Here is a 24,137-nt window from a genome sequence, read left to right as displayed (position 1 = left end):
TTGCATCCCCCGCCCAGGCCCGGAGCGTCCTGCCACGACCGTCCGGCATCTCCCGCGCTTCGACGGCCGACCACGACTCCGCTCGGGTGTGGATCGAGTCGAGGCTGCGGCGGGCACCGGAAAAGTTGGCTACAATTGTGTACATGACGACCCTTCCGGTGGCCGAGGCGCGGGCGCAGTTCTCCCGCCTGGTCGACGAGGCCGAGCGCACCCACGAGCGGTTCGAGATCACCCGAAACGGGCACCGGGCCGCAGTGCTGCTCGGTGCCGACGACTACGACGCGCTGCGCGAGACCATTGCCGTGCTGGCCGAGAAGTCCCTGCTTGCCGACCACCTCACGGGAATGGCCGAGCTCGAGACCGGGGACAGCCTCGACGCCGCATCCCTCGCCGAGATCATGTCGGCGGACAAGCCCGACGACGAGTGAGCGTCCCCGACGGGCCCTACACCCTGATCGTGGCCCGTACCGCTGCCCGTGCGCTCGAGCGGACCCTGCCCGAGAAGGTCGCCGCCGCGGTGTACGAGTTCATCACCGGACCCCTCCTCGAGAACCAGCGCCGGGTCGGCAAGGAACTCGCGCCACCGTTGGCGCAGGCCTACTCCGCCCGCCGCGGCTCCTACCGGGTGCTGTACCTGATCGACGACAGCACCCGCCAGGTCCGCGTCACCGCGATCTCCTATCGCGCCGACGCGTACCGCACCTGACTCTTCCCGGGCGCAACCTGGGGGCGAGGCGCTGTGACCGGATGCAGGCACCTATCCGCCACGACCGTTAAGCATTTCGCGTGCCTTGACGGCCAGCCACCACTCCACCCGGGTGTGGATCGAGTCGAGGTCGCGCCCGGTGAGTTCGGCGATGCGGGCGAGCCGGTTTCGCAGGGTGTGCCGGTGGATGCCGAGCGCGACGGCGGTGGTTTCGGCCTGGCCGTTGTGCTCGAGGTACGCGGCAAGGGTCTCGACCAATCGTCCGCTCGCACCGTTCTTCTCGTCGTAGGCATCGAGGGCTTCCAGCCCGGTGCGGGCGATGGCCTGCAGCGCATCCGGATCCTGCATGCCCAGCAACACGGAGAAGGTGCCCAGTTCGGCGAACACCACCGGTGCCCCGCCCCCGTCCCGCACCGCACGGGCAGCCGAGAGCGCTTGACGGACACTGGTGTTCGCGTCCGTCACGGCGCACGGACCGCCCAGCCCGCAGCGGACCGAGCGGCCGAGCTGCGCGCGGACGCGGTCCTGGACCCGGGCCGCGATCTCGCGTGCCCGGTCGGCCGGCAGGACCACCGCGACATCCGCACCGACCGAGGCCGTCAGGTGGGGGATCCCCTCGGCGGCGAGGGCTGCGCCGACCTGCCGTTCCGCCGGCAGCAGCGGACCGACCTCGGTCAGCACGGCGACCGCGACGGTGTCGGCCGGCTCGAATCCGAAGTACCGGAGCAGGCCGGCGTCCATGCGTTCGGGTGCGTCGAAGAGCGTCCGGGTGACGACGGCCCGCAGCCGCTGCTCCGCGCTCTGCACCTTCGCGGGCTTGCCGAGTTCGATGGAGATCAGCGACACGGCGTGCGCGAGGAGCAGGCGGTCGGCCGGCGGGAGGGGTTCCGCGGTGCCGACGGCGAGGTATCCGTAGAGGTCCTGGGCGGCCGCGATGCTCTGCACGGTGTAGTGGCCGCCGTCGTCGGCCAGCACCTTGCTCAGCTGCCGCCGCCGCGGCGACCGGGACGCCGACTCCGACACCGCGCGGGCGTGCCGGATCGCCCGGCTCGTGTCCGAGCCGTACTCCGCGAGCACGCGATCATCGGGGTCGACGACGGCGACGACGCCGGCGAGTGCCTGGCCGAGCGCGGTCACCACCGCGGGCACGCCCCCGCGCAGCGTGGCCCGGGCCAGCCGCTCCTGCTGATCGACGACCCGCTGCACCGCGCGAACCTGATCGGCGGTCAGTTCGTCGATGACCGCCCGGGTGATGGCGATGAACGGCGTCGAGGCGGGCACGGCGAGTACCGGGAACCCGAGTGCGTCACCCGCGGCGCGAAGACCGTCGGGCACGCGGTCGAACCGGGTGCCGGTGTCGAACGCCAATGCCACGCATCCGGCCCCGACCAGGCCCTGGAGGTACGCGAACTGCGCGTCGGCGTCGGCACCGATCTCCAGGCCGGTGGTCATGACGAGCTCTCCGCCCGAGAGCCACGGGGTGGGGTCGGGAAGCTCGATCGGATGGGCCCATTCGATGACACGGTCGGCGCCGTCGCGACCCGCCACGAGGGTGAGCCCGAGTTCCGGCAGCGTCGTGAGCCGACGCACGGTGATGGCCATGAGGACGATCCTTCCCCGCACCGGGCGGCTATGAGGTGGGGCGTTCGGCGAGTACTTCGAGGGCCAAATGGAGGTCGGTGACGTCCCGCGGGGAACGCAGGGACCGGCCCAGCAGGTCCTCGACGCGTTTCACCCGGTGCCGCACGGTGTTCGGATGCAGGTTCAGCTCCCGTGCGGTGCGCCCCACGTCCAGGTCCCGGGCCAGGTGCAGCACGAGGAAGTCGACCAGGTCGTCGTGACCGTCGAGCAGGGGGCCCAGCACCGTGGTGGCGCGCCGGAGGGCCTGCTGCGGGTCGCGGCCCGCCAGCAGCCAGTCGGCGAGGCTCACGTCCTCGAAGCGCTGAGCGGTTCTGCCGAGCCGTTCGGCGGACCGTCGCGCCCAGCGCGCCTCCCGCAGTTTGCCGGGCCCGCGCGCGGGATCGGTGAACGGCTCGCTCGAGCCGCACGTCAATCCCGGCGGGAGGTTGTGGGACCACGACTCGAAGGCCTCGGCCCGGGCCGGGACCACTCCGACCAGGCCGTCGTCGCCGCGGGCGAGCAGCAGGGTCAGCCCGATGTCGCGGGCCAGACCCGACACGTCCGACTCGACGGCGTCGAGCAGGGAGTTCGCCCGGAACACCCATCGGCGGTTGTCGTAGTCGGGGGCGGCGGACAGGACCAGCATCCGCATGTCGGGTTCGGGGCCGAATCGGAGCATCTCGAGCTGATCGAGGACGGTGTCGGTGTCGGACGGATCGCCCGACGCCAGTGCCCGCACCAGTGCGGCGTGCCGCGCGCGGTTCTCGACGGTGGCGCGCTGGCGGGTGCGTTCGATCGTGTTGAGCAGCCGCAGCGACACCTCGACCGCGGGTGCGGTGAGCGGGTCGGCGAGTTCGTTGCTCTTGGACGCGAGGGCCAGCCAGTAGTGCTGATCGCCCGGCGAGATCGAGTGCGCGCTCACCGACCACCGGCCCACCCGGAACAGCAGCCGCCCGTCCCGGCCGCGCAACTGATTGCGGATCAGGTGCACGGGCGCGCCGCCGGCCGAGGCCACGACGTCGCCGACCTCGTTGTAGAGAACCACGCTGCTGCGGAGCAGCCCGGTGAGACGGGCCACGAGGTCGGCCTCGGGGGACTCGGCGGTCATCGCCTCGAGCAGGTGGTTCTGCATCTGCAGCGTACGTCGCAGCAGCATCGAGTCCTGCGCCTGTACTGCCGCGTTGACGCGTCCGACCACTTCCATGAACGGCAGTTCCGGCGGGATCGCCACCACGGCGAACCGATGGCGTTCGGCCTCGTCGAGCAGGGACCGGGGGATGTCGCCGGTGATCACTCCCACGCCGTACCCGAGTGCGGTGATGCCGGCCCCGACGAGTTCGCGGATCAGCTCGCGGCAGGCCTGCTGCGGGTGCTCGAGGGCGGGAAAGCGCGAGCCGGTGGTGAGCATCATCGATCCCGGCCGCAACCATCGGGTCGGGTTCTCGATCTCGATCGGGTGCGCCCCGGTGATTCCCACATTGGGGTCGGCGTCGGTCACCAGCCGGAGCCCGAGGTCGGGTTCGAGCAGCAGGTCGACGAGCCGGAAACGGTCCGGAAGCATGCCCGACATCTTTCTCCCTCCGCTGTGAGAATCTCCAATGATTCGGGGAACTCGATTCACTTTCTCCAATTGATGGGTTGCCGACCAGGTCGAATACTGAGTCCACCCGATTCAGGAGTATGACGATGATCACATCTCGCAACCCCCACCTGCGCGTCGCCGTGGACGTCGGCGGCACCTTCACGGACGTGTGCATCTTCGACGAGAGCGCATCGACCACCCGCATCGCGAAGGTCCCCTCGACCCCCGACGATCCCATGCGCGCCGTGATCGACGGTGTGCGCACCGCGGGTATCGACCTGGCCGAGGTGACTCTGTTCTCCCACGGCACCACCGTCGCGACCAACGCGCTCATCACCCGCAACTTCCCGCCCGCGGCCCTGGTCACCACCCGGGGGTTCCGCGACGTGCTCGAGATCCGCGACGGCACCAAGGACGAGCTGTGGGACACGTATGTCGACGTCGGCACCCCCTACATCCGCCGCCGTGACCGGTACGAGGTCACCGAGCGCATCGACTACGCCGGCGAGGTCGTCACCCCCCTCGACGAGGCGGAGGTCCGCGAGATCGCCCGGATCCTGCGCCGCAAGAACATCAAGACCGTGGCGGTGTGCCTGATCAACAGCTACGTCAACAGCGCTCACGAGGAGCGCGTACGGGCCCTGCTCGAGGCCGAGCTGCCCGACGTCACCGTGTCGACCTCGAGCGAGATCCTTCCCGAGATCTTCGAGTACGACCGCGCCTCCACCACCGTGGCCAACGCCGTGCTCGCACCGCTGGTCAGCGGATACGTCAACCGGCTCGAAGCGCAGTTGCGCACCGACGGGTACGACGGCGACCTGCTCCTGCTCCATTCCGGCGGCGGTTCCATGACCCCCGCGATGGTGGAGAAGTACCCCGTCCGCCTCGCCGCCTCGGGCATCGCCGCCGGCGCGATCGCCGTGGCCGACATCGCGACCCGCTGCGGATACCCCAACGCGATCGGCCTGGACATGGGCGGCACCAGCACCGACATCTCGCTCGTCTACGACGGCGAGGTCCGCACCACCAAGCAGTGGCAGGTCGAGTACGGCTTCCCCATCTCCTTCCCCAGCATCGAGGTGCTCACGATCGGTGCGGGCGGCGGATCGCTGGCCTGGCTCGACGAGGCGGGCTCGCTGCGCAACGGGCCGCAGTCCGCGGGCGCCTCCCCCGGCCCGGCCTGCTACCTGCGCGGCGGCACCGAGCCGACCAACACCGACGCCAATGTGCTGCTCGGCCGCCTGGGCACCGCCCTCATCGGTGGCGGACTCACCCTGGACGTGGCGGCCGCGGAGAACGCGATCAAGCAGAGCGTGGCCGGACCCCTCGGCCTCGACGCCGACACCGCGGCGAGCAACATCATCCAGGTGGCCAACGCCAACATGGCGGATGCGGTGCGGCTGTTGTCAATTCGCCGGGGCTACGATCCGCGCGACTTCGTCCTCGTCGTCTGCGGCGGCGCGGGCGCCCTGCACGGCGCGGCCCTCGCGAAGGAGCTGTCCATTCCCACCGTCGTGGTGCCGCCCCACCCGGGCATCACCTCGGCGCAGGGGTGCCTGCTCGTCGACATCCGGCACGACCTGTCGGCGATGTTCCAGGGCCGGGTCGACGAGATCGACACGACCGCACTCGAACGCGAGTTCTTGCGCCTCGAGCAGGAGGGCACGCAGCGTCTTCGGCACGAGGGGGTCGCACCCGATCGGATGGTGCTCGACCGTCACATCAGCATGCGCTACGCGGGACAGTGGCGGTCGCTCACCGTCACCGCCGGCAGCGGTCCCGGCTTCCTCGCGGAGGCGGTCGAACGATTCCACGAGGAGCACGAGCGGGACTACTCGTTCCGGCGCGACGACACGCCCGTGGAGATCTACCAGATCGGCCTGCGCGCGGTGGGTACCACACCGAAGCCGAACTTCCCGCGCACCTCCGAACCCACCACGGCGGAGCCAGTGCCCGTGGAACGGCGCAGCGTCTACTTCGACGAGGTGCACGGACGGCTCGACACACCCGTCTTCGACCGCGACACCCTGGAGTTCGGTACGCGCATCCCCGGCCCCGCCGTGATCACCCAGCTCGACTCCACCACCGTCGTCCCCCCGGGGACCACCGCCACCATCGACGAGTGGGCGAACATCCGCATCGACATCCAGGAGTCCTGATGACCACCACCTCCCCCACCCTCGATCCGGTCACGTTCGAGGTCCTCAAGAACGCGTTCGCCACGTCGGTCGACCTGATGTCCGAGCAGATCCTGCGCACCTGCTACTCGTTCGTCATCTACTCGCGGGACTTCTCCTCCGCGCTCTGCGACGCCGAGGGCAACACCGTGATGCAGGGCAGCCAGGACATCGCCGTCCACGTCGGCACCCTCCACTTCCAGTGCAAGGCCGTGCTGGAGGAATTCGGCTCCGACATCAACCCCGGCGACATCTTCATGGTCAACGACCCCTACCGGGGCGGCACCCACCTCAACGACGTCAGCTTCGTCCGGCCCATCTTCGCGGACGGGGTCCTCATCGCCTTCGCGCAGAACAAGGGACACTGGGCCGACATCGGCGGCAGCGTCCCCGGCTCGTTCGACGTGACCGCCACCGAACATTTCGGTGAGGGCCTGCGGATCACCCCGGTGCGGGTGTGGCACGAGGGCCGCTTCCTCGCCGACGTCGCGAAACTGCTCGTCGCGAACACCCGGTCGCCGGAGATCAGCATGGGCGACCTGCACGCCCAGGCCGAGGCGACGGGCGTGTGTGAACGCGAAATCCACCGTTTGGTAGACAAATACGGTCGCGGCACCGTCACCGATGCGATGCGCGAGGTCCAGGACTACGTCGAGCGCATCGTGCGCAGCCGGGTCGCCGACCTGCCGGACGGCACCTGGACCACCGAGGACTACCTCGACTCCGATCCGGCGCGTCCCGAGGGCCTCGTTCCGATCCGCGTCACCATGACGATCGAGGGCGACCAGCTCAGCTACGACCTGACCGGCAGTGCGCCCGCCGTCGCCAGCTTCCTCAACAGCGGCTACGGCACCGCCTTCTCCGGAATCGTGGCGGGCACCAAGTCCTTCTTCCCCGACGTGCCGCTGAACTCGGGCCTGTACAACGCGATTCACACCGACCTCGGGCCGGAAGGCACCGTCGTCAACGCCGGCTGGCCGCACGCGGTGACCGGGTTCTGCTCCGGCCCCTACGAGAAGATCATGAACGCGATCTTCGAACTGTGGTCGAAGGTCGTGCCCTCCCGGGCCATCGCGTGTTCGTTCAACCTCGAGTACCTGCTCGTCGGTGGGCGCGACGCCCGCACCGAGGAGCGGCCGTTCTTCATGTGGTACGACTGGATGGCCGGCGGCTGGGGAGGCCGCAGCTCGAAGGACGGATCGAGCGCCACTGCACCGGTGTTCGGCATCGGCCTGGCCGTGCAGCCTTGCGAGGGACAGGAACGCCTCACCCCCGTGCTCACCACCGAGCACGCCATCATCACCGATTCCGGTGGGCCCGGCGAATACCGTGGTGGGTGCGGCCTGTCCAAGGGCGGCGTCCTCACCGACAGTGACAACAGCGTGATGTCGTACTGCTGTGACCGTTCCCGCTCGGTCACCTGGGGCATCGAGGGTGGTCTGCCGTCCATCCCGCACGGCGTCTGGCTCAACCGCGGCACCCCCGAGGAGCGTTTCCTCGGATCGGTGTTCTCCAATGTTCCTGTCCAATCAGGTGATTCGTTCGATCGGCCGTCCGCGGGCGGTGGGGGCTACGGGGATCCGCTGCAGCGGGACCCGGAGGCCGTTCTCGAGGACGTGATCGACGGCTACGTCTCCGTCGAGCGCGCCGCCCTGGACTACGGCGTGGTGATCGTCCCCGTCGACCCGGAGATCGACCGCTACGAGCTGGACGTGGACGCGACGGACCGGATGCGGACCGAGATCCGGTCGGCACGCCGGGACTGGCTCGACGAGGACCCCGAATCCGTCGCGGCCCGCTACCGCACCGGTGAGCTGTCCATGCTCGACCTCGTGCGCCGTTACGGCGTGATCGTCGACTGGGGCACCGGCGAGCTGCTGCCCACCACCACCGCCCAGTTCCGCGACCTGCTGCAGACCCGTTCCGTCGCGCACTGGTCCTGAGACCTGAGGCGGGGGGGGGCGGGCCCCGGCCCCCCCCCCCGGGAGCGGCCCCCCCCCCCCGCCCTGTTCCGCGACCTGCTGCAGACCCGTTCCGTCGCGCACTGGTCCTGAGACCTGAGGCGGGGCAGCGATCCCGCTGCCCCGCCTCGGTTTCCGCTCTCCCCTCCCCGAAGACTCCCCCTGCCGAACCTCCCGTGCCGCGGGCGGTCGTGCGCCCCTGCGCCGGTTCGGATTCCCTCCCCTCGAGAGGCGACCCCATGTCCGATCACCTCACCGACTCCGCCCCCGAATTCTCCGCGGAACACGAACGCGTGCCCGAATCCGGCCGGCTGTCCCGCTGGTCGCTGACGATGGCCTGGTGGGCCATGTTCAGCGCCATGTTCTGGCTCTACATCGCGGTCGCCTCGGCCGGCGCGGTCGGGGTGCCGGCGACCCTCGCCGGGATGGCCGCCTCCGTCGCCACCTTCGGCGTCGTCAATCTGCTGCTCTCCCGCTATGCGATCCACACCGGCCTGTCCGTCGAGCTGCTGTCGCGGCGCATGTTCGGTGCCGTCGGCTCACTGCTCGCCCCGGCCCTGTTCGCCGCCACCGCGCTCTACTACGGGGTCTTCGAAGGATCCATCGTCGCCGTGGCCCTGCAGGAGTACTTCGGCGGCGACATCAGGCTGTGGTACCTGCTGTGCACGGTGTACATGATCCCCGTGGTGATCGGCGGTGTGGCCGCATGGCTCGACAAGCTCAACGGGATCCTGCTGCCGTTCTACCTCGTCGGCATGGTCGCCGTGGTGGTGGCCGCGACCGTGCAACAGGGCTACCCCACCGGGTGGCTCACCGCCACGGTGGCGTCGGGTCCGCTTCCGGGCTGGCTCACCGCCTACCTCGTCTACATGGGTGTCTGGGTGCTGATGATGTACACCTTCGACTACGCGCGGCTCGGTCGCCGCGCCGACGCCGGCTTCCACGGCACCGTCACCTTCGGCTGGGTGTTCTACGCGCTGACCTTCGGCGTCAACGGACTCGTCGGGCTCTACCTCCTCGGCGCCTGGGACATCGCCGGCACCGAGACCGGCGTGGTCGAGGCGGTCGTCGGTTCCCTCGGCTTCGCCGGCGTGCTGCTGATCATCGTGTCCCAGACCCGCATCAACTCGGCCAACTTCTACCTCGCCTCCACCAACCTGCAGGTGTTCGTCCACCGGGCCCTGCGCCTCGACGTGCCCCGGGCGGTGTGGGTGGTGGTCACCGCCGTGCTCGCCTACCTGCTCATGCTCACCGACGTGCTGGGATACCTGCTGCAGGCCCTCGCCTGGCAGGGCGTGCTCATCACCGCGTGGGTGGCGATCGCGGTGGTCTACGTGCTGCGCGATCGGGGTCGCGTCATGCCCCGCACCGCGTCCGGCGGCGCACTGGCGTGGCTGATCTCCTCCGTCGGGGGCATCGTGCTCACCGTGCAGGAGGTCAGCGCGACGTGGGCGCAGCTCGCCCCGGTGGTGACGGTGCTGCTGGCCGCGGGCAGCTACATGCTGCTCACACCGACGGATCGTGCGCCCTCGGAACCCGAGTCGTCGCAGAAGCCCGAGGCGTCGCAGGAACCCGAGGCGGCGCCGGACGAGGCACAACCGGTCTGAATCCGGCCGACAATCGCCCCGGCGGCCAATGTGACCCACAGACGTGTACATCGCGGACATGTCGTGGGTCACATCGCGGTCGTAGTGTTCTCCCATCCGAGCGACAGCGCCGCCGGGACGCCGGAACCGGCACCCCACGGCGCCGCACACCAGGTCTCGAAGGGAGTGCCGTGCACACCGATTCACCGGCCGACAGGTCCGACACCCTGGGTCATGCGCTGAAGAGGCGCCATCTCACCATGCTGTCCATGGGCGGGGTGATCGGCGCGGGGTTCTTCGTGGGCATCAGCGCGATCATCGGCCAAGCCGGCCCCGGAGCCATCCTCACCTGCCTGATCTGCGGGCTCATCGTCTTCCTCGTCATGCGGATGCTCGGGGAGATGGCCGTCGCCAAGCCCTGCACCGGCTCGTTCACCGAGTACGCCCGCGACGCCATGGGCAACTGGGCGGGCTTCGCCACCGGCTGGCTGTTCTGGTACTTCTGGGTGGTCGTCGTCGGAATCGAGGCCGTGGTCGGGGCCACCCTGCTCGGCCGCTGGCTCCCCGGTGTTCCGCTGTGGCTGATGGCGGCCGGTCTACTGTTGATCATGACCGTGGTGAACCTGTTGTCGGTCGGCAACTTCGGCGAGGCCGAGTACTGGTTCGCCGGAATCAAGGTCGCGGTGATCATCGCGTTCCTCGTCCTGGCCGGTCTCTACGTGCTGGGCGTCTGGCCGGGGGCCGACCTGTCGTTCGGCAACCTGACCGCCCACGGCGGCTTCCTGCCGAACGGCTTCACCCCCGTCCTGGTCGGGGTGGTCGCCGTCATCTTCTCGATGACCGGCGCCGAGCTGGTCACGATCGCCGCGGCCGAGTCGAAGGAGCCGGCCGCGGCGATCCGCCGCGCCACCAGCACCGTCGTGTTCCGGATCCTCGCGTTCTTCGTCGGTGCGACGTTCCTGCTCGTCACCATGCAGCCGTGGGACAGCTACGTCGTCGGCGAATCCCCCTTCGTCTCCGCCCTCGACCTGCTGGGCATCCCCGGAGCGGCCGAGATCCTCAACTTCGTCGTCCTCGTCGCCGTGCTCTCGTGCCTGAACTCCGGGCTCTACACCGCGTCGCGGATGCTGTTCGTGCTCGGCGCGCATCGTGACGCCCCCGCCTGGATGACGGCGGTCAACTCCAAGGGCGTTCCGCTCAAGGGCGTGCTCTCGTGCACGTTCGTCGGATACGTGTGCATCGTCGCCGCGTACGTCTGGCCCGACACCATCTTCCTGTACCTGGTGACGTCGTCCGGTGCGATCTGCCTGTTCGTGTACATCATGATCTGCCTGTCGGAACTGGTGCTGCGCCGCCGATGGGAGCGCATGTCGCCGGAGATCCTGCAGTTCCGGGTGTGGCTCTACCCGGCCCTGCCCGTCGTCGTCACGGCCGGCATCGTCGCGATCCTCGTCGGCATGTGGTTCACCGGCGCCCGTGCCGAACTGGTGCAGTCGCTGATCGCGCTCGCCGTCATCCTCGCCGCGTACCACCTCAAGACCCGGTATCTGCGCCGGCGCGGCGGTGCACGCACCACTCCGCCCGAGGAGGTGGCACTGGCCCGGGCGATGCACGTCGAGGCGGCACCGCAACCGGCCTCCTCGGGCGATCCGGCCCACTGACGATCCGCTCCGCGCCGCCGGCTGCCTTCCGCAGCCGGCGGCGCGGTGTTGTGCTCGGAGGACAACACCCGGCCGGAACTCGAGCCCGCGAGGCCGTAGCCGGGACGTGATCCCCGTCACTACCGTCGTAGTCAGCCGAAGAGGAGAGGACCGACGGTAGTGACGATCGAATATCTGGTGTGGCACCACGAATCGGACCGGCCCTGCGTGCGGGACGACAACCGGCAGCTCACCTACGCCGAATTCGCCCGCAGAGTAGACGGTTTCGCGTCACAGCTCCAGCAGCACGGCATCGCGGCCGGTGACGTCGTCGCGGTGATGCTGCCCAACCGCGCCGAACTGCTCGTCGCCCTCATGGCGGCGTGGCGGCTGCGCGCGACGGCCACCCCCGTCAATCCGGCGTTCACCGCGAGCGAGGCGGAGTACCAGATCGCCGACGCCGGAGCCGCACTCGTCGTGAACGCCGGTCCCGGCGCCCCGTCGGGCGGCCGCCCGGTGATCCACGTGGACGACATGGCCGTCGCCGCTCCCGCCGGATGGGCGGCCGGCGCCGACCCGGAACCCGACGACACCGCCCTGCTGATCTACACCTCCGGCTCCACGGGCCGCCCGAAGGGCGTGCAGCTCACGCACGCGAACCTGCAGTTCATGGCGGACTCCTTCCGCACGCACCTGCGGTTGACCGAGACCGATCACTGCCTGCTGATCCTGCCGCTGTTCCACGTCAACGCGATCGCGGTCAGCTTCCTCGCGCCCCTGCTGGCCGGGGCGCAGCTCAGCATCACCGGCAGGTTCTCCCCGGACCGCTTCTTCGACGACGTGGCCCGGCTCCGACCGACCTACTTCTCGGCCGTGCCCACCATCTACGCCCTGCTGGTCTCCCAGCCGCAGGACACCCCGGTGGACACCTCGTCGCTGCGCTTCGCGATCTGCGGCGCGGCCCCGATCTCGAAGGAACTCCTCGACCGCGTCGAGCAGCGCTTCGGGCTCGTCGTCGTCGAGGGCTACGGGCTCACCGAGGGTACCTGTGCGTCGGCGTGCAACCCCATCGACGGCCCCCGCAAACTCGGCACGGTCGGTCCCGCGCTGCCCGGTCAGCAGATCGCCGTAGCCGGACCCGACGGCCGGCACCTGCCGCCCGGCGTCGCTGGCGAGGTGATCATCAAGGGCCCCAACGTGATGCGCGGCTATCTCGGCCGGCCCGAGGAGACGGCCCGCACCGTCGTCGACGGTTGGTTGCACACCGGCGACGTCGGCCGCCTCGACGAGGACGGCTACCTCATCCTCGTCGACCGCATCAAGGACATGATCATCCGCGGCGGGGAGAACTTGTACCCCAAGGAGATCGAGAACGCGCTCGCCACCCACCCCGCGGTCCTCGAGTCCGCCGTGATCGGCGCGCCGCACGAGGTATACGGCGAGGTCCCCGTCGCGTACGTCGTGGCCTGCCCCGGCCGGGCCGTCACCGGGACCGAACTGCTCACACACGTCGCCGAACGGCTGACGAGGGTCAAGGTGCCCACCGAGGTACACGTCGTCGACTCCCTGCCGCGCAACCCCGTCGGCAAGATCGACAAGCCCGGCCTGCGGCGCAGCCACGGTGCTCCCGTGCACGCCTGATCGCTTCCGAAGACACCACACGCTCCGACTCGCCGGCCCCGGGCCGGTGGGGCGGCCACCCCTACCCGAAAGGCGAATTCCCATGGGTTTCAAGACCGGCCACTTCCCGGAAGTGGATCCCGCCACCTTCCGTCAGCTCCCGTTCCGGGATCGGTTGCGGGCCATGGCGACCCACTGGGTCGACCACGGATTCGGCACCCCGAAGATGGTGCACACCGTCTACATCCTCAAGCTGCTGTTCCTCTACGTCGGCGCCGGCACCGCCCTCGCGACGCTGACCTCGGGCCTGTCCTGGCTCGACGTGGCGTCGTGGTGGAACCAGCCGATCGTCTACCAGAAGCTGATCCTGTGGACGGTGCTGGTGGAGGCGCTCGGCGTCGGCGGCTCGTGGGGCCCGCTCGCCGGGCACTTCAAGCCGATGACCGGCGGATTCCATTCCTGGCTGAAGCCGGACACGATCCGGCTCCCACCGTGGCCGGGCAAGGTGCCGGGCACGGCCGGTGACCGCCGCACCGTCGGCGACGTCGCGCTCTACGCCGTCCTGATCGTCACTCTTCTTGTCGCCATTGTTCTTCCGGGTGTCCACACCGCTTCGATCGACGCGGTGGTCGCCGACAACGCGGGACTGGTCCGGCCCGCCGTCGTGGCACCGGTCATCGTGCTGCTCGTCCTGATCGGCCTGCGCGACAAGGTGATCTTCATCGCCGCGCGCAGCGAGCAGTACCTGCCCGCGCTCGTGTTCTTCACCTTCCTGCCGTTCGTCGACATGATCGTCGCCCTCAAGCTGCTCATCGTCACCGTCTGGGTCGGTGCCGGCGTCTCGAAGTTCGGCCACCACTTCTCCATGGTGATCCCGCCGATGATCAGCAACACGCCGTGGATGCTGTCCAAGACGGTCAAGCGCGCGCACTACCGCAACTTCCCGAACGATCTGCGCCCGTCCGTGCTGGCCGGCGGCGTCGGGCACGTCCTGGGCACCCTCGTCGAGATCGCCACCCCGCTCGTGCTGCTGTTCTCCACGAACCGCACCCTCACGCTGCTCGCCGTGCTGCTGATGGTGGCGTTCCACTTCTTCATCGCGTCGACCTTCCCGCTCGCGGTGCCGCTGGAATGGAACCTGCTGTTCGCCTACGCCGCGGTCTTCCTGTTCTGGGGCTTCCCCGCGTGGGACGGTTACGCCGTGACCGACATGTCGTCGCTGTGGCTGGCCGGTGCGATCACCGCCGCGTTGTGCTTCTTCCCGGTGCTGGGCAACCTGCGGCCCGACCTGGTGTCGTTCCTGCCGTCGATGCGGCAGTACGCCGGCAACTGGGCGTCGGCCACCTGGGCGTTCGCGCCGGGCGCCGAGGAGAAGCTGAACCGGCACATCGTCCGTGGTGCGCAGAACACCCGCACCCAGCTGCTCGCCACCTACCCGGAGGACGTCGCGGACGTGGTGATGCACCAGCTGCTCGGCTGGCGGTCCCTGCACAGTCAGGGCCGGGCCCTGTTCTCCCTGATGATGCGGCACCTCGGGGACGACATCGACACCTACGACCTGCGCGAGGCCGAGTTCTCCTGCAACTCGATCGTCGCCTTCAACTTCGGTGACGGGCACCTGCACAACGAGCACCTCATCGCCGCCATCCAGCGCCGCTGCAACTTCGCCCCCGGCGAGTTCGTCGTCGCGTGGATCGAATCGCAGCCCATCCACAAGGGCACCCAGGAGTACAAGGTGATCGACGCGGCCCTCGGCGTGATCGAACGCGGCACCTATCGGGTGGCCGACGCCGTCGCCGAGCAGCCCTGGTTGCCCAACGGACCCATCCCGTTCGACGTGCAGTGGACAATGGACCGCACAGACGACGGGCAGTTGGAGGTGAAGGCGTGAGTACAGCGGTCGTGGTCGGCAGCGGGCCCAACGGGCTCGCCGCCGCCGTCCACCTCGCCCGTCGCGGCGTGGACGTCCAGGTCCTCGAGGCAGCCGAGGAGATCGGCGGCGGTACCCGCTCCGGCGAGCTCACCGTCCCCGGCCTGGTCCACGACCACTGCTCGGCCTTCCATCCGATGGGCGCCGGCTCCCCCTACCTGCAGACCCTCGGCCTCGAACGGTACGGCCTGCGGTGGCGGTGGCCGGAGATCGACTGTGCCCATCCCCTCGACGGGGGCGAGGCTGCTCTGCTGCACCGCTCCCTCGACGTCACCGCTGCGGGCCTCGGCGCGGACGGCCCGCGGTGGCGTCGGATGTTCACCGATCTCGCATCCGGCTTCGACGCACTGGCCGCGGACCTGATGCGACCGGTGCTGAACGTCCCCCGGCATCCGCTGCGGCTGGCGGCGTTCGGGCCGCGGGCTCTGCTGCCCGCGACGGCCGCGGCCCGCTGGTTCCGGACGCCGAAGGGGCGGGCCCTGTTCGGCGGCGTGGCCGCCCACGCCTACCACCGGCTGGACCGCCCGGCGACGTCCGCCGTGGGCCTGATGATCACCGCCGCGGGACACCGCTACGGGTGGCCGGTCGCCGAGGGTGGTTCCGTCGCGATCGCGCGCGCCCTGACAGCCCAGCTCGCCGAGCACGGCGGCAAGGTGCACACCGGCGTCCGGGTCCGTCGCGCCGCGGACCTGCCGCCGGCGGACGTCGTCCTACTCGACGTCGCGCCCGGCGCTGCCCTCGACATCCTCGGCGACATGATGCCGCCGCGGATCGCCAAGTCCTACCGCAGGTTCCGGCATGCGCCCGGCGCCTTCAAGGTCGATTTCGCGATCGACGGTCCGATCCCGTGGGCCGATCCGGACTGCGGGCGGGCCGGGACCGTCCACCTCGGCGGCGAGTTCGCCGAGATCGCCCGGGCCGAACGCGACGTCGCGACGGGACGCATGCCGGAGAAGCCGTTCGTGCTGCTCGGCCAGCAGTACGTCGCCGACCCGACCCGCTCGGTGGGCGGCCTGAACCCGGTGTACGCCTACGCCCACGTCCCGGCCGGCTACACCGGTGACGCGACGGACGCGATCGTCGCGCAGATCGAGCGGTTCGCGCCGGGGTTCCGGGACCGCGTCGTCGCGACCTCGACGACCACGCCGGCCGATCTCGCGCGGCAGAACCCCAACCAGATCGGCGGCGACATCGTCGGCGGCGCCAATGCGGACCTGCAGGTGGTCTTCCGGCCACGGATTGCCCTGGACCCCTACAGTACCGGGGTTCCGGGGGTGTACCTGTGCTCGGCTTCCACCCCGCCCGGGGCGGGCGCGCACGGGATGTGCGGCTACAACGCCGCCGAGTCGGCGCTGCGGCACCTGCGGAGCACGGGCCGTGACTGAGCCGGTGCTCTCGGGGCAGCCGGCGGGCGCAGCGTCGGCCGCCGACGAGGTCCGGCGCGTCGTCGCCGAGGTCGCGCGGCGGTTCGACGCCCGCCAGCGGGAGATCACCCGGTCCATGACCGCGATGATGGCGCGCGAGATCGCCCACCTCGACGAGGATCCGCAACTCGTCGAACTCCTCGAGGCGAGCGTGCACGGCAACATCGCGACGATCATCCACGTGCTCACCAACGAGATCCCCGCCGACCACCTCCAACCCACCACGGCGGCAGTGGAATACGCGCTCCGGCTCGCGCAGCGCGACGTGCCGTCGCATTCCCTCGTCCGTGCGTACCACATGGGGCAGAACGACCTCATGCGGCTGTGCTTCGACGAGGTGCGGTCGATGAACCTGCCGCCACAGGTGACGCTCGACGTCGTCGAGTACATCTCCGCGGTGGTCTACCGGTACATCGACTGGATCACCCTGTACGTGTTCGACGCGTACGAGAAGGAACGTCGCCGGTGGTCGGCCGTGCGCGGCAACGTGCACTCGGCCCTCATCCACGGTCTCGTCGACGGGTCCGAGACCGACGCCGCGGCGTTCGAGGCGGAGACCCGGTACCGGCTCGGCCACTGTCACGTCGCGGTGATTGCTTGGACCACAGCCGAATCCACAGACGGCGCCCTCAATCCGCTGGACCGGCTGGTGCGCGCGGTGGCAGTGCAACTCGGCTCGGACGCACCGCCGATCCTCACCGCCATCGACCGGCGCACGGTGTGGGCGTGGCTCCCGTTCGATCGGCGCCGGCCGGTGATCGACACGGCGGCACTCGGCACCGTCGTGCGCTCCCATCCGGCCGGTCGCCTCGCGGTGGGTCTGCCCGGCTCCGGCCTGGCCGGCTTCCGGCGTTCCCACGAGCAGGCCCAGGCCGCGTATTCGATTGCGGTGGCTCAGGCCACGTGCACCCGGCGGGTTGTCGGCTTCGGGGACCGCGGGGTCGCGGTGGTGTCGCTGCTCGCCCGCAACCTCGACGCCGCGCGCGCGTGGGTGGGCGAGATCCTCGGTCCGCTCGCTGATGACACCGAGCAGGCCGCGATGCTGAGGGTCACCCTCGGCACCTACTTCGCCACCGGTGAGAGCCACCTGCACACCGCGGAGCGACTGAACCTGCACCGCAACACCGTCAAGTACCGGATCAACAAGGCGCTCGGCGACCCGACCAGCGCACCCGCGGTGCACGACAAGCTGGACATCGCGTTGGCGCTGCAGGCGTGCGAGTTCCTCGGAAATGCGGTGCTGCGTTGACGCGCACCGGCCCGGCGGTGCTGTGTTGACGCGCACCGGCCCGGCGGTGCTGTGTTGACGCGCACCGGCCCGGCGGTGCTGTGCTGACGCGCACCGGGCCGGCGGTTCTGGGAGGATGCGGCGTATGAGCATCTCCGGGGTGAAGGCACTGGTCTTCGACGTGTTCGGCACTGTGGTGGACTGGCGCACCAGCATCGCGCGGGAGGCGGCGCCGTTCCTGGCCCGCCACGGAAGCGCCGCCGACCCGGCCGTGTTCGCCGACGCGTGGCGGGCCCGCTATCAACCGGCGATGGAGGCGGTGCGGGCGGGCGCGCGGCCGTTCGTCCGCCTGGACGTGCTGCATCGGGAGAACCTCGAGGACGCCCTGCGCGAGGTCGGCGTCGATCCGGCCGGCGTCCCGGGGGACGAGCTCGATCGGCTCAACCTCGCGTGGCACCGGCTCGACCCGTGGCCCGACGCCGTCGAGGGCCTGACCCGGCTGAAGCGGCGTTTCGTCGTCGCGCCGCTGTCGAACGGCAACATCGGCATGATGGTCGACATCGCCAAACGGGCCGGTCTGCCCTGGGACGCCGTCCTCGGCGCCGAGGTCGCGCAGGCGTACAAGCCGCTGCCCGAGGCGTACCTGCGCACGGCCGAGGTTCTCGGCCTGGAGCCGGGCGAGGTGTGCATGTGCGCCGCCCACAACGAGGACCTCGCGGCCGCGCAGGCCTGCGGCCTGCGGACTGCGTTCTTCGCGCGACCCACCGAGCACGGCCCGGACCAGACCACGGATCTGCACGCGGAACAGGACTGGGACGTGATCGCCGACGACCTGGTCGACCTCGCCCGCCGACTCGACGCCTGACGGTGCCCGTGCGCGCTTCTGGTAGCGGCTGCTACCAAAAGCGCGCACGGGGTCAGGCGCCGATCAGGCCGTCGGACTTCCAGGCCGCGACGACCGCGGGGCGCGGCTGGGCGGTGCCGCCGTCGGGCCAGTGCGACGACGGGGCGTCCCACGTGGCGTCGTCGGTCTCGCCGGGGTGCTGCACACATACGACGACGCGGTTCTCCTGCACGATCGGACCGCATGTCTCCGCACCGACGGGCACGGTGAGGAACTGCTTGGTCTCCCCGCGGCGCGGACCGTCGAGCGCGACGCTGAACAGCCCGTCGTTGGACTTCAGGGCGTTGCCGTCGGTGGAGATCCACAGGTTGCCGTGTGGATCGAAGGCGAGGTTGTCCGGGCACGAGATCGGGCTGACCTGCGCCTTGTCGAAGCCGCCGAAGTAGGTGTCGGCGGCCTCCGGATCGCCGCAGACCAGCAGCAGGCTCCAGGTGAACGACGTGCCCGCGTGATCGTCGTCGATCTCGAGCACCTGCCCGTTCTTGTTGTTGTTGCGGGGGTTCGCCACGTCGGCCGCGGCCTTGCCGTCCTCGCCGCGCTTGGTGTTGTTGGTCAACGCGACGTAGACCTTGCCGGTGACGGGGTTCGGCTCGAAGTCCTCGGGCCGGTCCATCTTCGTGGCCCCGACCTTGTCCCCGGCCAGGCGGGTGAACACCGCGACCTCCTCGGCGGTCATGCCGTCGACCAGGGACTCGCCGCGGCCGTCCTCGGTCGTGCGCAGCAGCGGGATCCACTCTCCCGTGCCGGTGAACGTGCCGGAGGCGGGAAGCGCACCGCTGCCGTCGATCTCGTCCGGTGCATCACCGGTCAGCTTGGCCACGTACAGGGTTCCGGCGTCGAGCAGCGTCATGTTGTGCCGCATCGCCGCCTGCGACGTGCCGGGCTGCATCGTGCGGGAGGAGACGAACTTGTACATGTAGTCGAAGCGTTCGTCGTCGCCGCTGTAGGAGACGACGGTGCCGTCGGCCGTGACGTGGATCGTCGCGGCCTCGTGCTTGAACCGACCGAGCGCGGTGTGCTTGACCGGCACGGACGTCGCGTCCCAGGGGTTGACCTCGACGACCCACCCGAACCGGTTGACCTCGTTGGGGGTGGCGACGATGTCGAAACGCGGGTCGAAGCGCTCCCACAGGCGTTCCGACGCGCCGCCCTCGAGGCCATAGCGTGCGAGTCGCTCGGCGGCGACGGGATCGGTGACGTTCTCGGCGTTGGCGAAGTACTGGTTGAAGTTCTCCTCGCCGGAGAGCACGGTGCCCCACGGGGTGAGGCCGCCGGCGCAGTTGTTCAGGGTGCCGAGCACGCGGGTGCCGGTCGGATCGGCGGCGGTCCGGACCAGGTCGCTGCCCGCGGCGGGACCGGTGAGGAGGAACTCGGTCAGACCGGTGATGCGCCGGTTGTACGGACCGAATTCCGTTGTGAGACGACCGGATCCGGATTCGCCCTTGACCTGCACGACGGACAGCCCGTGATTGGCCCATCCGATGCGCACCTGCTCCTCGGTGGGGTTGTCGGGATCGTAGCCGGCGAACATGAACGGCTCGGACGTGTACTCGTGGTTGACCACCAGCAGGTAGGTGTTCGGCACGCCGTCGACGGGTAGCAACCCGGCGAAGTCGTTGTTGTAGCCGAACTGCTTCTCCTGCGCCGCCGCGCTCTGGTTGCCGATGTCGAAGGCGGGCGCGTCGGGCAGCACCGGGTCGCCCCACCGGATGACGACGGCCTGGTCGTAGCCTTCGGGAACGGTCACGACGTCGTCGGTGTTCGGCGCGACCGCGACGAAATCCGTGCCGGTGGGGGCAGGACCGAGATCGGCCGGACCCGACGTGGCGCCGGCGCCGCCGGTGCTACCCGCATCGTCGGAACACGCGGCGAGCACGCTGCCCGCTCCGACCGCGAGCACTGCCATCGCGCCGCCGCGCAGCACGCCGCGCCGGCTCATGGCGGTGCGCACGACGTCACCGAAGTACTCGCCCCCGGAGGTGTTGGGCACGGCGTGGGAACACGCGTTGCCACACTTGTAGCGGCAGGTGACGGCGGCGCGTGACGACTTGCCGTCGTGCGTGACGATCAGCGGCAGGAAATTCGGACTCACAGGTACTCCCTCGTCGAATCGGTTCAACGCGGGCACCGTAGGAGACCGAAACCAGGCGAAGGGAAAGACGAGGTGAACGTGCGGTGTGCCCTTTGGGCTGCCCCAGCCGCCCAAAGGACACACCGGCCGCGGAGCGGTCTACAGCACCTGGGACAGGAACTGCTGCAGGCGCTCGGTTTTCGGGGCGTCGAACAGTTCCTCGGGCGCGCCGGTCTCGACTACCGCGCCGTGGTCCATGAACACCACGGTGTCCGACACCGAGCGGGCGAAGCCCATCTCGTGGGTGACGACCACCATCGTCATGCCGCCCGATGCGAGGTCGGCCATGAGGGCGAGCACGCCCTTGACGAGTTCCGGATCGAGCGCCGAGGTGGCCTCGTCGAAGAACATCACCTGCGGGGCCATCGCGAGGGCGCGGGCGATCGCGACGCGCTGCTGCTGCCCGCCGGACAGGTTGCCGGGACGGGAGTCGGCCTTGTGTTTCAGGCCGACCAGATCGAGTTGTTCGAGGGCGAGTGCCCGGGCCCGTTCCTTCGACAGCCCCTTGAGCTTGTGCGGGCCGAGCGCGATGTTCTCGGCCACCGTCTTGTGCGGGAAGAGGTTGAAGTGCTGGAACACCATCCCGATCCGCTGCCGCAGCTCGTCGGGGTTGTCTTTCAGCACCGAGCGGCCGTCGAGGAGGATGTCGCCGGCGTCGGGTTCGTGCAGCCGGTTGAGCACGCGCAGCAGCGTCGACTTGCCCGAGCCGGACGGGCCGACCACGGTGACGGTCTTCCCGGCGTCGACGTGGATGTCGACGCCGCGCAGCACGCGGTTGGTTCCGAAGGCCAGGTGCAGCCCGGTCCCGGTGAGGGACACGCTCTCGGGGACGGTGGTCGGCATCGGTCAGCCCCTCTCCACGACGAGTTCCTGTTCGAGCGGGTCGAGGGTGGCCTCGGGCCGGCCGGTGCGCAGGCGGTGGTCGATGTAGTTCACGAGGTGCGTCAGCGGCACCGTGAGGATCAGATAGAACAGGCCCGCCGCGACGAGCGGGGAGAGATTGCCGGTCTGGGCGTTCAGGTCGCGGCCGACGGCGAACAGTTCCCGCTGGGTGGCCAGCAGGCCGAGGAAGTAGATGAGCGACGAGTCCTTGATGAGCGAGATGAACTGGTTCATCAGCGCGGGCAGCACGCGCCGCACGCCCTGGGGGATCACCACCAGCGTCAGCGCCCGGCGGTAGCTGAAGCCCAGAGCGCGGGCAGCCTCCATCTGCCCCGGTTCGACCGACTGGATGCCCGACCGGAAGATTTCCCCGATGTAGGCGGCCGCGAGCAGCGCCAGGGCGGCGGCGCCGAGCCAGTACGGGTTGTTGCCCGTCAGGCCCTGCACCACCGGTCCGGCGCCGAGGCCGACGAGGAGGATGATCACCACGGCGGGCAGGCCGCGGAAGATGTCGGTGTAGACGCGGGCGGGCCAGCGCAGCCAGCGGGTGCGGGAGATCCCGGCCATGGCGAGCAGCATGCCGAGGATCGTTCCGGCGACGCCCGAGGTGACGGCGAGGATCAGCGTGTTGGGCAACCCGGTCTTCAACAGATCCGGGAAGGCATCCCGGTACAGCTCCCACGAGAAGAACGTCTCGCGCAGCTGCTCGAGCGTGGACTTCGGTTCGGTCGACGCCGGTTCCTCGCCGGTGGCGGCATTCTCGGCGGCCAGCGCCGCGAAGTCCGGTAGGTCCGGTTCCGGCGCGGCCCTGCTGCCGGGTTTCCAGCCCTCGGGCAGTTCCCTGGGCACCCATTGGGTGTACAGCTCGGCCCAGGTGCCGTCGGCGATCAGCGCGTCGAGCCCGGAGTTCAGGGCGTCGATCAGCGGTTGGTTCTCCCTCGCGACGGCCCAGCCGACGAAGTTGTTGAGGCTGAAGGTGTTCTGCACGATCGATGTGGGATCGCCGGGGGCGATGGCACCCTCGGCCTGCTGCGACGGCGCCACCCACGCGTCGATCTGGCCGGTCTTCAGGTTCGCGTAGGCGGTGTTGTAGTCCGGGAACTTCACCGGATCGAGGCCGAGGGTGTTGACGACGTAGTCGTCCTGCACGGTGCCCTGCACGACCCCGACGCGCGTCGCGGCGTTCAGGTCGCCGAACCCGCGGATCGGGCTGCCGTTCTGCACGACCAGCGAGAAGTACCCGAAGTCGTAGCCGTTGGTGAAGCCGACCAGCTGGCGGCGTTCGTCGGTGGTGGTGATCGACGACGAGCCGACGTCGAAGCGCCGGCCGGCCACCTGGGCGAGCAGGCCCGCGAATTCGGTGCCCACGAACTGCACACGCAGGCCGAGCTTTTCCGCGATCGCCTTCAGCAGTTCGTTGTCGTAGCCCGTGAATTCCCCGCTCGAGTTCACGCAGATGCTCGGCGGCGCGTCGGAGAGCGTACCGACGGTGAGCACCCCGGGGGTGATGAGGTTCAGCCGCGCGACGTCGATCGAGTCCAGGGGCACCACGTCCGGCGTCGTGTACCGGTCCTCCGCGGCGGCGGCCGACGTGTCCAGGTTCGCCGGTGCCGCGGACGCCGAGCCGACTCCGGGCGGGGAACACAGGTCCTGCGGAGCAGACGATCGATCACCGCCCGACGAGCAGGCCGTCATGGTCAGCGCCAGGAGCACCGCCAGGAGCAGCGCTGCCACGGTGCTCCGTTTCGCGATCACGGATTCGGGCATGGTGGGAGCCTAATCCGAATCGAGGCGCCGGGCGGGTCAGCCGCCGGACGGCTCGATCGAGACCGTGGAGGCCCGCAGCCGCTCCCCGCAGTGACTGCACACCAGGACGGGGGTGAAGGTGTGGTCGCATTCGCGGTGACACAGGACGATCGCCGGTCCCTCCGGTGCGCGGAACCAGCGCAGCCCCCAGTCGATCATGCAGGCGACGACGGGGAAGAACGCGCGCCCCTTGTCGGTCAGGTGGTAGGTCACCCATGCCGGGCGGGCGGGATTGGGCAGTTCCTGGAGCACGCCGAGTTCGGTGAAGCGCCGGAGCCGGCCGGCGACCACCGTCGGCGGCGCACCCATGCGCTCGGCGAACTGCCCGTAGCGGGTGGCGCCGAGGAAGGCCGCCCCGAGCAGTGCCGCCGACCACCGGTCGCCGAGCAGTTCCATCGTGTGCGGCAGGATCTCCGGCGAGCGGGCGCGGCCGGACCGGCGGCGCCCGGTCGCCGCGGGCACGCTCCGCGACCACTGCCCGCTGGGGCCGAGCTGCGCCTCGACGTCGGGCGTGCCGACGGGACGGTCGCAGTGGCCGCAGACGAGGACCGGGGTGAACCGGGCGGCGCAGACCGTGTGCCGCCGGGCCGGGAGCTGCCCCCTGTGGTCCGGCGCCCACTGCTGTTCCCACGCCCACATGGTGAGCAGGACCGGCCACACGCCGTGGCCGCGCGCCGTCAACCGGTACTCGTGCCGAGCCGGCCGCGTCTGGTACTGCACCCGCTCGAGGAGTTCCGAGTCGGTGAGGCGGGTCAGCCGCGCGGTCAGCACGGCGTTGGAGATCTCCCCCCGCTCGATCCAGTCCCGGTAGCGGCGGTCGCCCTGCAACGCGTACCGCAGGATCCACAGGTTCCATTCGTCGCCGAGGATGCCGAGGGTGACCGCGATCGCGTTGTCACCGCCCGGCTCGAGTTCGGTGACCGTGCCGGAACCTGCCATC

Annotated in this window: 17 protein-coding genes; 11 read left to right on the top strand and 6 right to left on the bottom strand. The window is 70.0% G+C overall.

Features of this window, described 5'->3' with window-relative positions; all coding sequences use genetic code 11:
• The first annotated feature begins 137 nt into the window (after positions 1 to 137).
• Both QYS60_RS07165 and QYS60_RS07160 read left to right on the top strand, forming a co-directional pair.
• Positions 138 to 428, top strand: coding sequence for a type II toxin-antitoxin system Phd/YefM family antitoxin (locus tag QYS60_RS07165; protein ID WP_371382800.1), 291 nt, complete (start codon positions 138 to 140; stop codon positions 426 to 428).
• On the top strand, positions 425 to 706 hold the full coding sequence (locus tag QYS60_RS07160) for a type II toxin-antitoxin system RelE/ParE family toxin (protein ID WP_371382782.1): 282 nt from the start codon (positions 425 to 427) through the stop codon (positions 704 to 706). The genes QYS60_RS07165 and QYS60_RS07160 overlap by 4 nt, the downstream gene beginning before the upstream one ends.
• Before the next feature lie 51 nt (positions 707 to 757).
• Here QYS60_RS07160 and QYS60_RS07155 read toward each other — a convergent pair whose 3' ends face one another.
• Entirely contained in the window at positions 758 to 2,308 is a 1,551-nt protein-coding gene (locus tag QYS60_RS07155) for a PucR family transcriptional regulator (RefSeq protein ID WP_371382781.1), read from the bottom strand.
• Positions 2,309 to 2,336: 28 nt separating this feature from the next.
• On the bottom strand, positions 2,337 to 3,896 hold the full coding sequence (locus tag QYS60_RS07150; protein ID WP_371382780.1) for a PucR family transcriptional regulator: 1,560 nt from the start codon (positions 3,894 to 3,896) through the stop codon (positions 2,337 to 2,339).
• 110 nt (positions 3,897 to 4,006) lie between these two features.
• On the opposite strand from QYS60_RS07150, the gene QYS60_RS07145 reads away from it, so the two are divergent.
• The 9 genes from QYS60_RS07145 (at position 4,007) to QYS60_RS07105 (ending at position 18,339) form a co-directional block, all read left to right on the top strand.
• A complete protein-coding gene (locus QYS60_RS07145; protein ID WP_371382779.1) occupies positions 4,007 to 6,067 on the top strand; it encodes a hydantoinase/oxoprolinase family protein in 2,061 nt (686 codons plus the stop codon).
• A complete protein-coding gene (locus QYS60_RS07140) occupies positions 6,067 to 8,028 on the top strand; it encodes a hydantoinase B/oxoprolinase family protein (protein ID WP_289380032.1) in 1,962 nt (653 codons plus the stop codon). Before QYS60_RS07145 ends, QYS60_RS07140 begins: the two co-directional genes overlap by 1 nt.
• A gap of 257 nt (positions 8,029 to 8,285) precedes the next feature.
• The gene (locus QYS60_RS07135) at positions 8,286 to 9,653 is read left to right on the top strand and encodes a cytosine permease (protein ID WP_371382778.1); all 1,368 of its coding nucleotides are present in this window, start codon (positions 8,286 to 8,288) and stop codon (positions 9,651 to 9,653) included.
• A 170-nt stretch (positions 9,654 to 9,823) separates the two neighbouring features.
• Positions 9,824 to 11,293 (top strand): amino acid permease, encoded by a 1,470-nt coding sequence (locus tag QYS60_RS07130; RefSeq protein WP_371382777.1) that lies wholly within the window; start codon positions 9,824 to 9,826, stop codon positions 11,291 to 11,293.
• A 159-nt stretch (positions 11,294 to 11,452) separates the two neighbouring features.
• Complete coding sequence (locus QYS60_RS07125; protein ID WP_371382776.1) at positions 11,453 to 12,913, top strand: class I adenylate-forming enzyme family protein; 1,461 nt, start codon at positions 11,453 to 11,455, stop codon at positions 12,911 to 12,913.
• An 82-nt stretch (positions 12,914 to 12,995) separates the two neighbouring features.
• Entirely contained in the window at positions 12,996 to 14,783 is a 1,788-nt protein-coding gene (locus tag QYS60_RS07120; RefSeq protein WP_371382775.1) for a DUF3556 domain-containing protein, read from the top strand.
• Positions 14,780 to 16,207: a phytoene desaturase family protein gene (locus tag QYS60_RS07115; RefSeq protein WP_371382774.1), complete on the top strand. Its 1,428-nt coding sequence runs from the start codon at positions 14,780 to 14,782 to the stop codon at positions 16,205 to 16,207. Before QYS60_RS07120 ends, QYS60_RS07115 begins: the two co-directional genes overlap by 4 nt.
• Positions 16,200 to 17,495: a PucR family transcriptional regulator gene (locus QYS60_RS07110; RefSeq protein ID WP_371382773.1), complete on the top strand. Its 1,296-nt coding sequence runs from the start codon at positions 16,200 to 16,202 to the stop codon at positions 17,493 to 17,495. Before QYS60_RS07115 ends, QYS60_RS07110 begins: the two co-directional genes overlap by 8 nt.
• A gap of 124 nt (positions 17,496 to 17,619) precedes the next feature.
• The gene (locus QYS60_RS07105; protein ID WP_371382772.1) at positions 17,620 to 18,339 is read left to right on the top strand and encodes a haloacid dehalogenase type II; all 720 of its coding nucleotides are present in this window, start codon (positions 17,620 to 17,622) and stop codon (positions 18,337 to 18,339) included.
• 52 nt (positions 18,340 to 18,391) lie between these two features.
• Here QYS60_RS07105 and QYS60_RS07100 read toward each other — a convergent pair whose 3' ends face one another.
• The 4 genes from QYS60_RS07100 to QYS60_RS07085 form a co-directional block, all read right to left on the bottom strand.
• On the bottom strand, positions 18,392 to 20,470 hold the full coding sequence (locus tag QYS60_RS07100; RefSeq protein WP_371382771.1) for a PhoX family phosphatase: 2,079 nt from the start codon (positions 20,468 to 20,470) through the stop codon (positions 18,392 to 18,394).
• 138 nt (positions 20,471 to 20,608) lie between these two features.
• Positions 20,609 to 21,352, bottom strand: a complete 744-nt coding sequence (locus QYS60_RS07095) for an amino acid ABC transporter ATP-binding protein (RefSeq protein ID WP_003934972.1) — start codon at positions 21,350 to 21,352, stop codon at positions 20,609 to 20,611.
• Positions 21,353 to 21,355: 3 nt separating this feature from the next.
• Entirely contained in the window at positions 21,356 to 23,158 is a 1,803-nt protein-coding gene (locus QYS60_RS07090) for an ABC transporter substrate-binding protein/permease (protein WP_003934971.1), read from the bottom strand.
• A gap of 36 nt (positions 23,159 to 23,194) precedes the next feature.
• Positions 23,195 to 24,136, bottom strand: coding sequence for a winged helix-turn-helix transcriptional regulator (locus tag QYS60_RS07085; RefSeq protein WP_371382770.1), 942 nt, complete (start codon positions 24,134 to 24,136; stop codon positions 23,195 to 23,197).
• Position 24,137 lies beyond the last annotated feature (1 nt).

Source organism: Rhodococcus sp. GXMU-t2271, assembly GCF_041414735.1.
Classification (GTDB): Bacteria; Actinomycetota; Actinomycetes; order Mycobacteriales; family Mycobacteriaceae; genus Rhodococcus; species Rhodococcus indonesiensis.
This window is presented reverse-complemented; position numbering and strand designations above follow the sequence as displayed.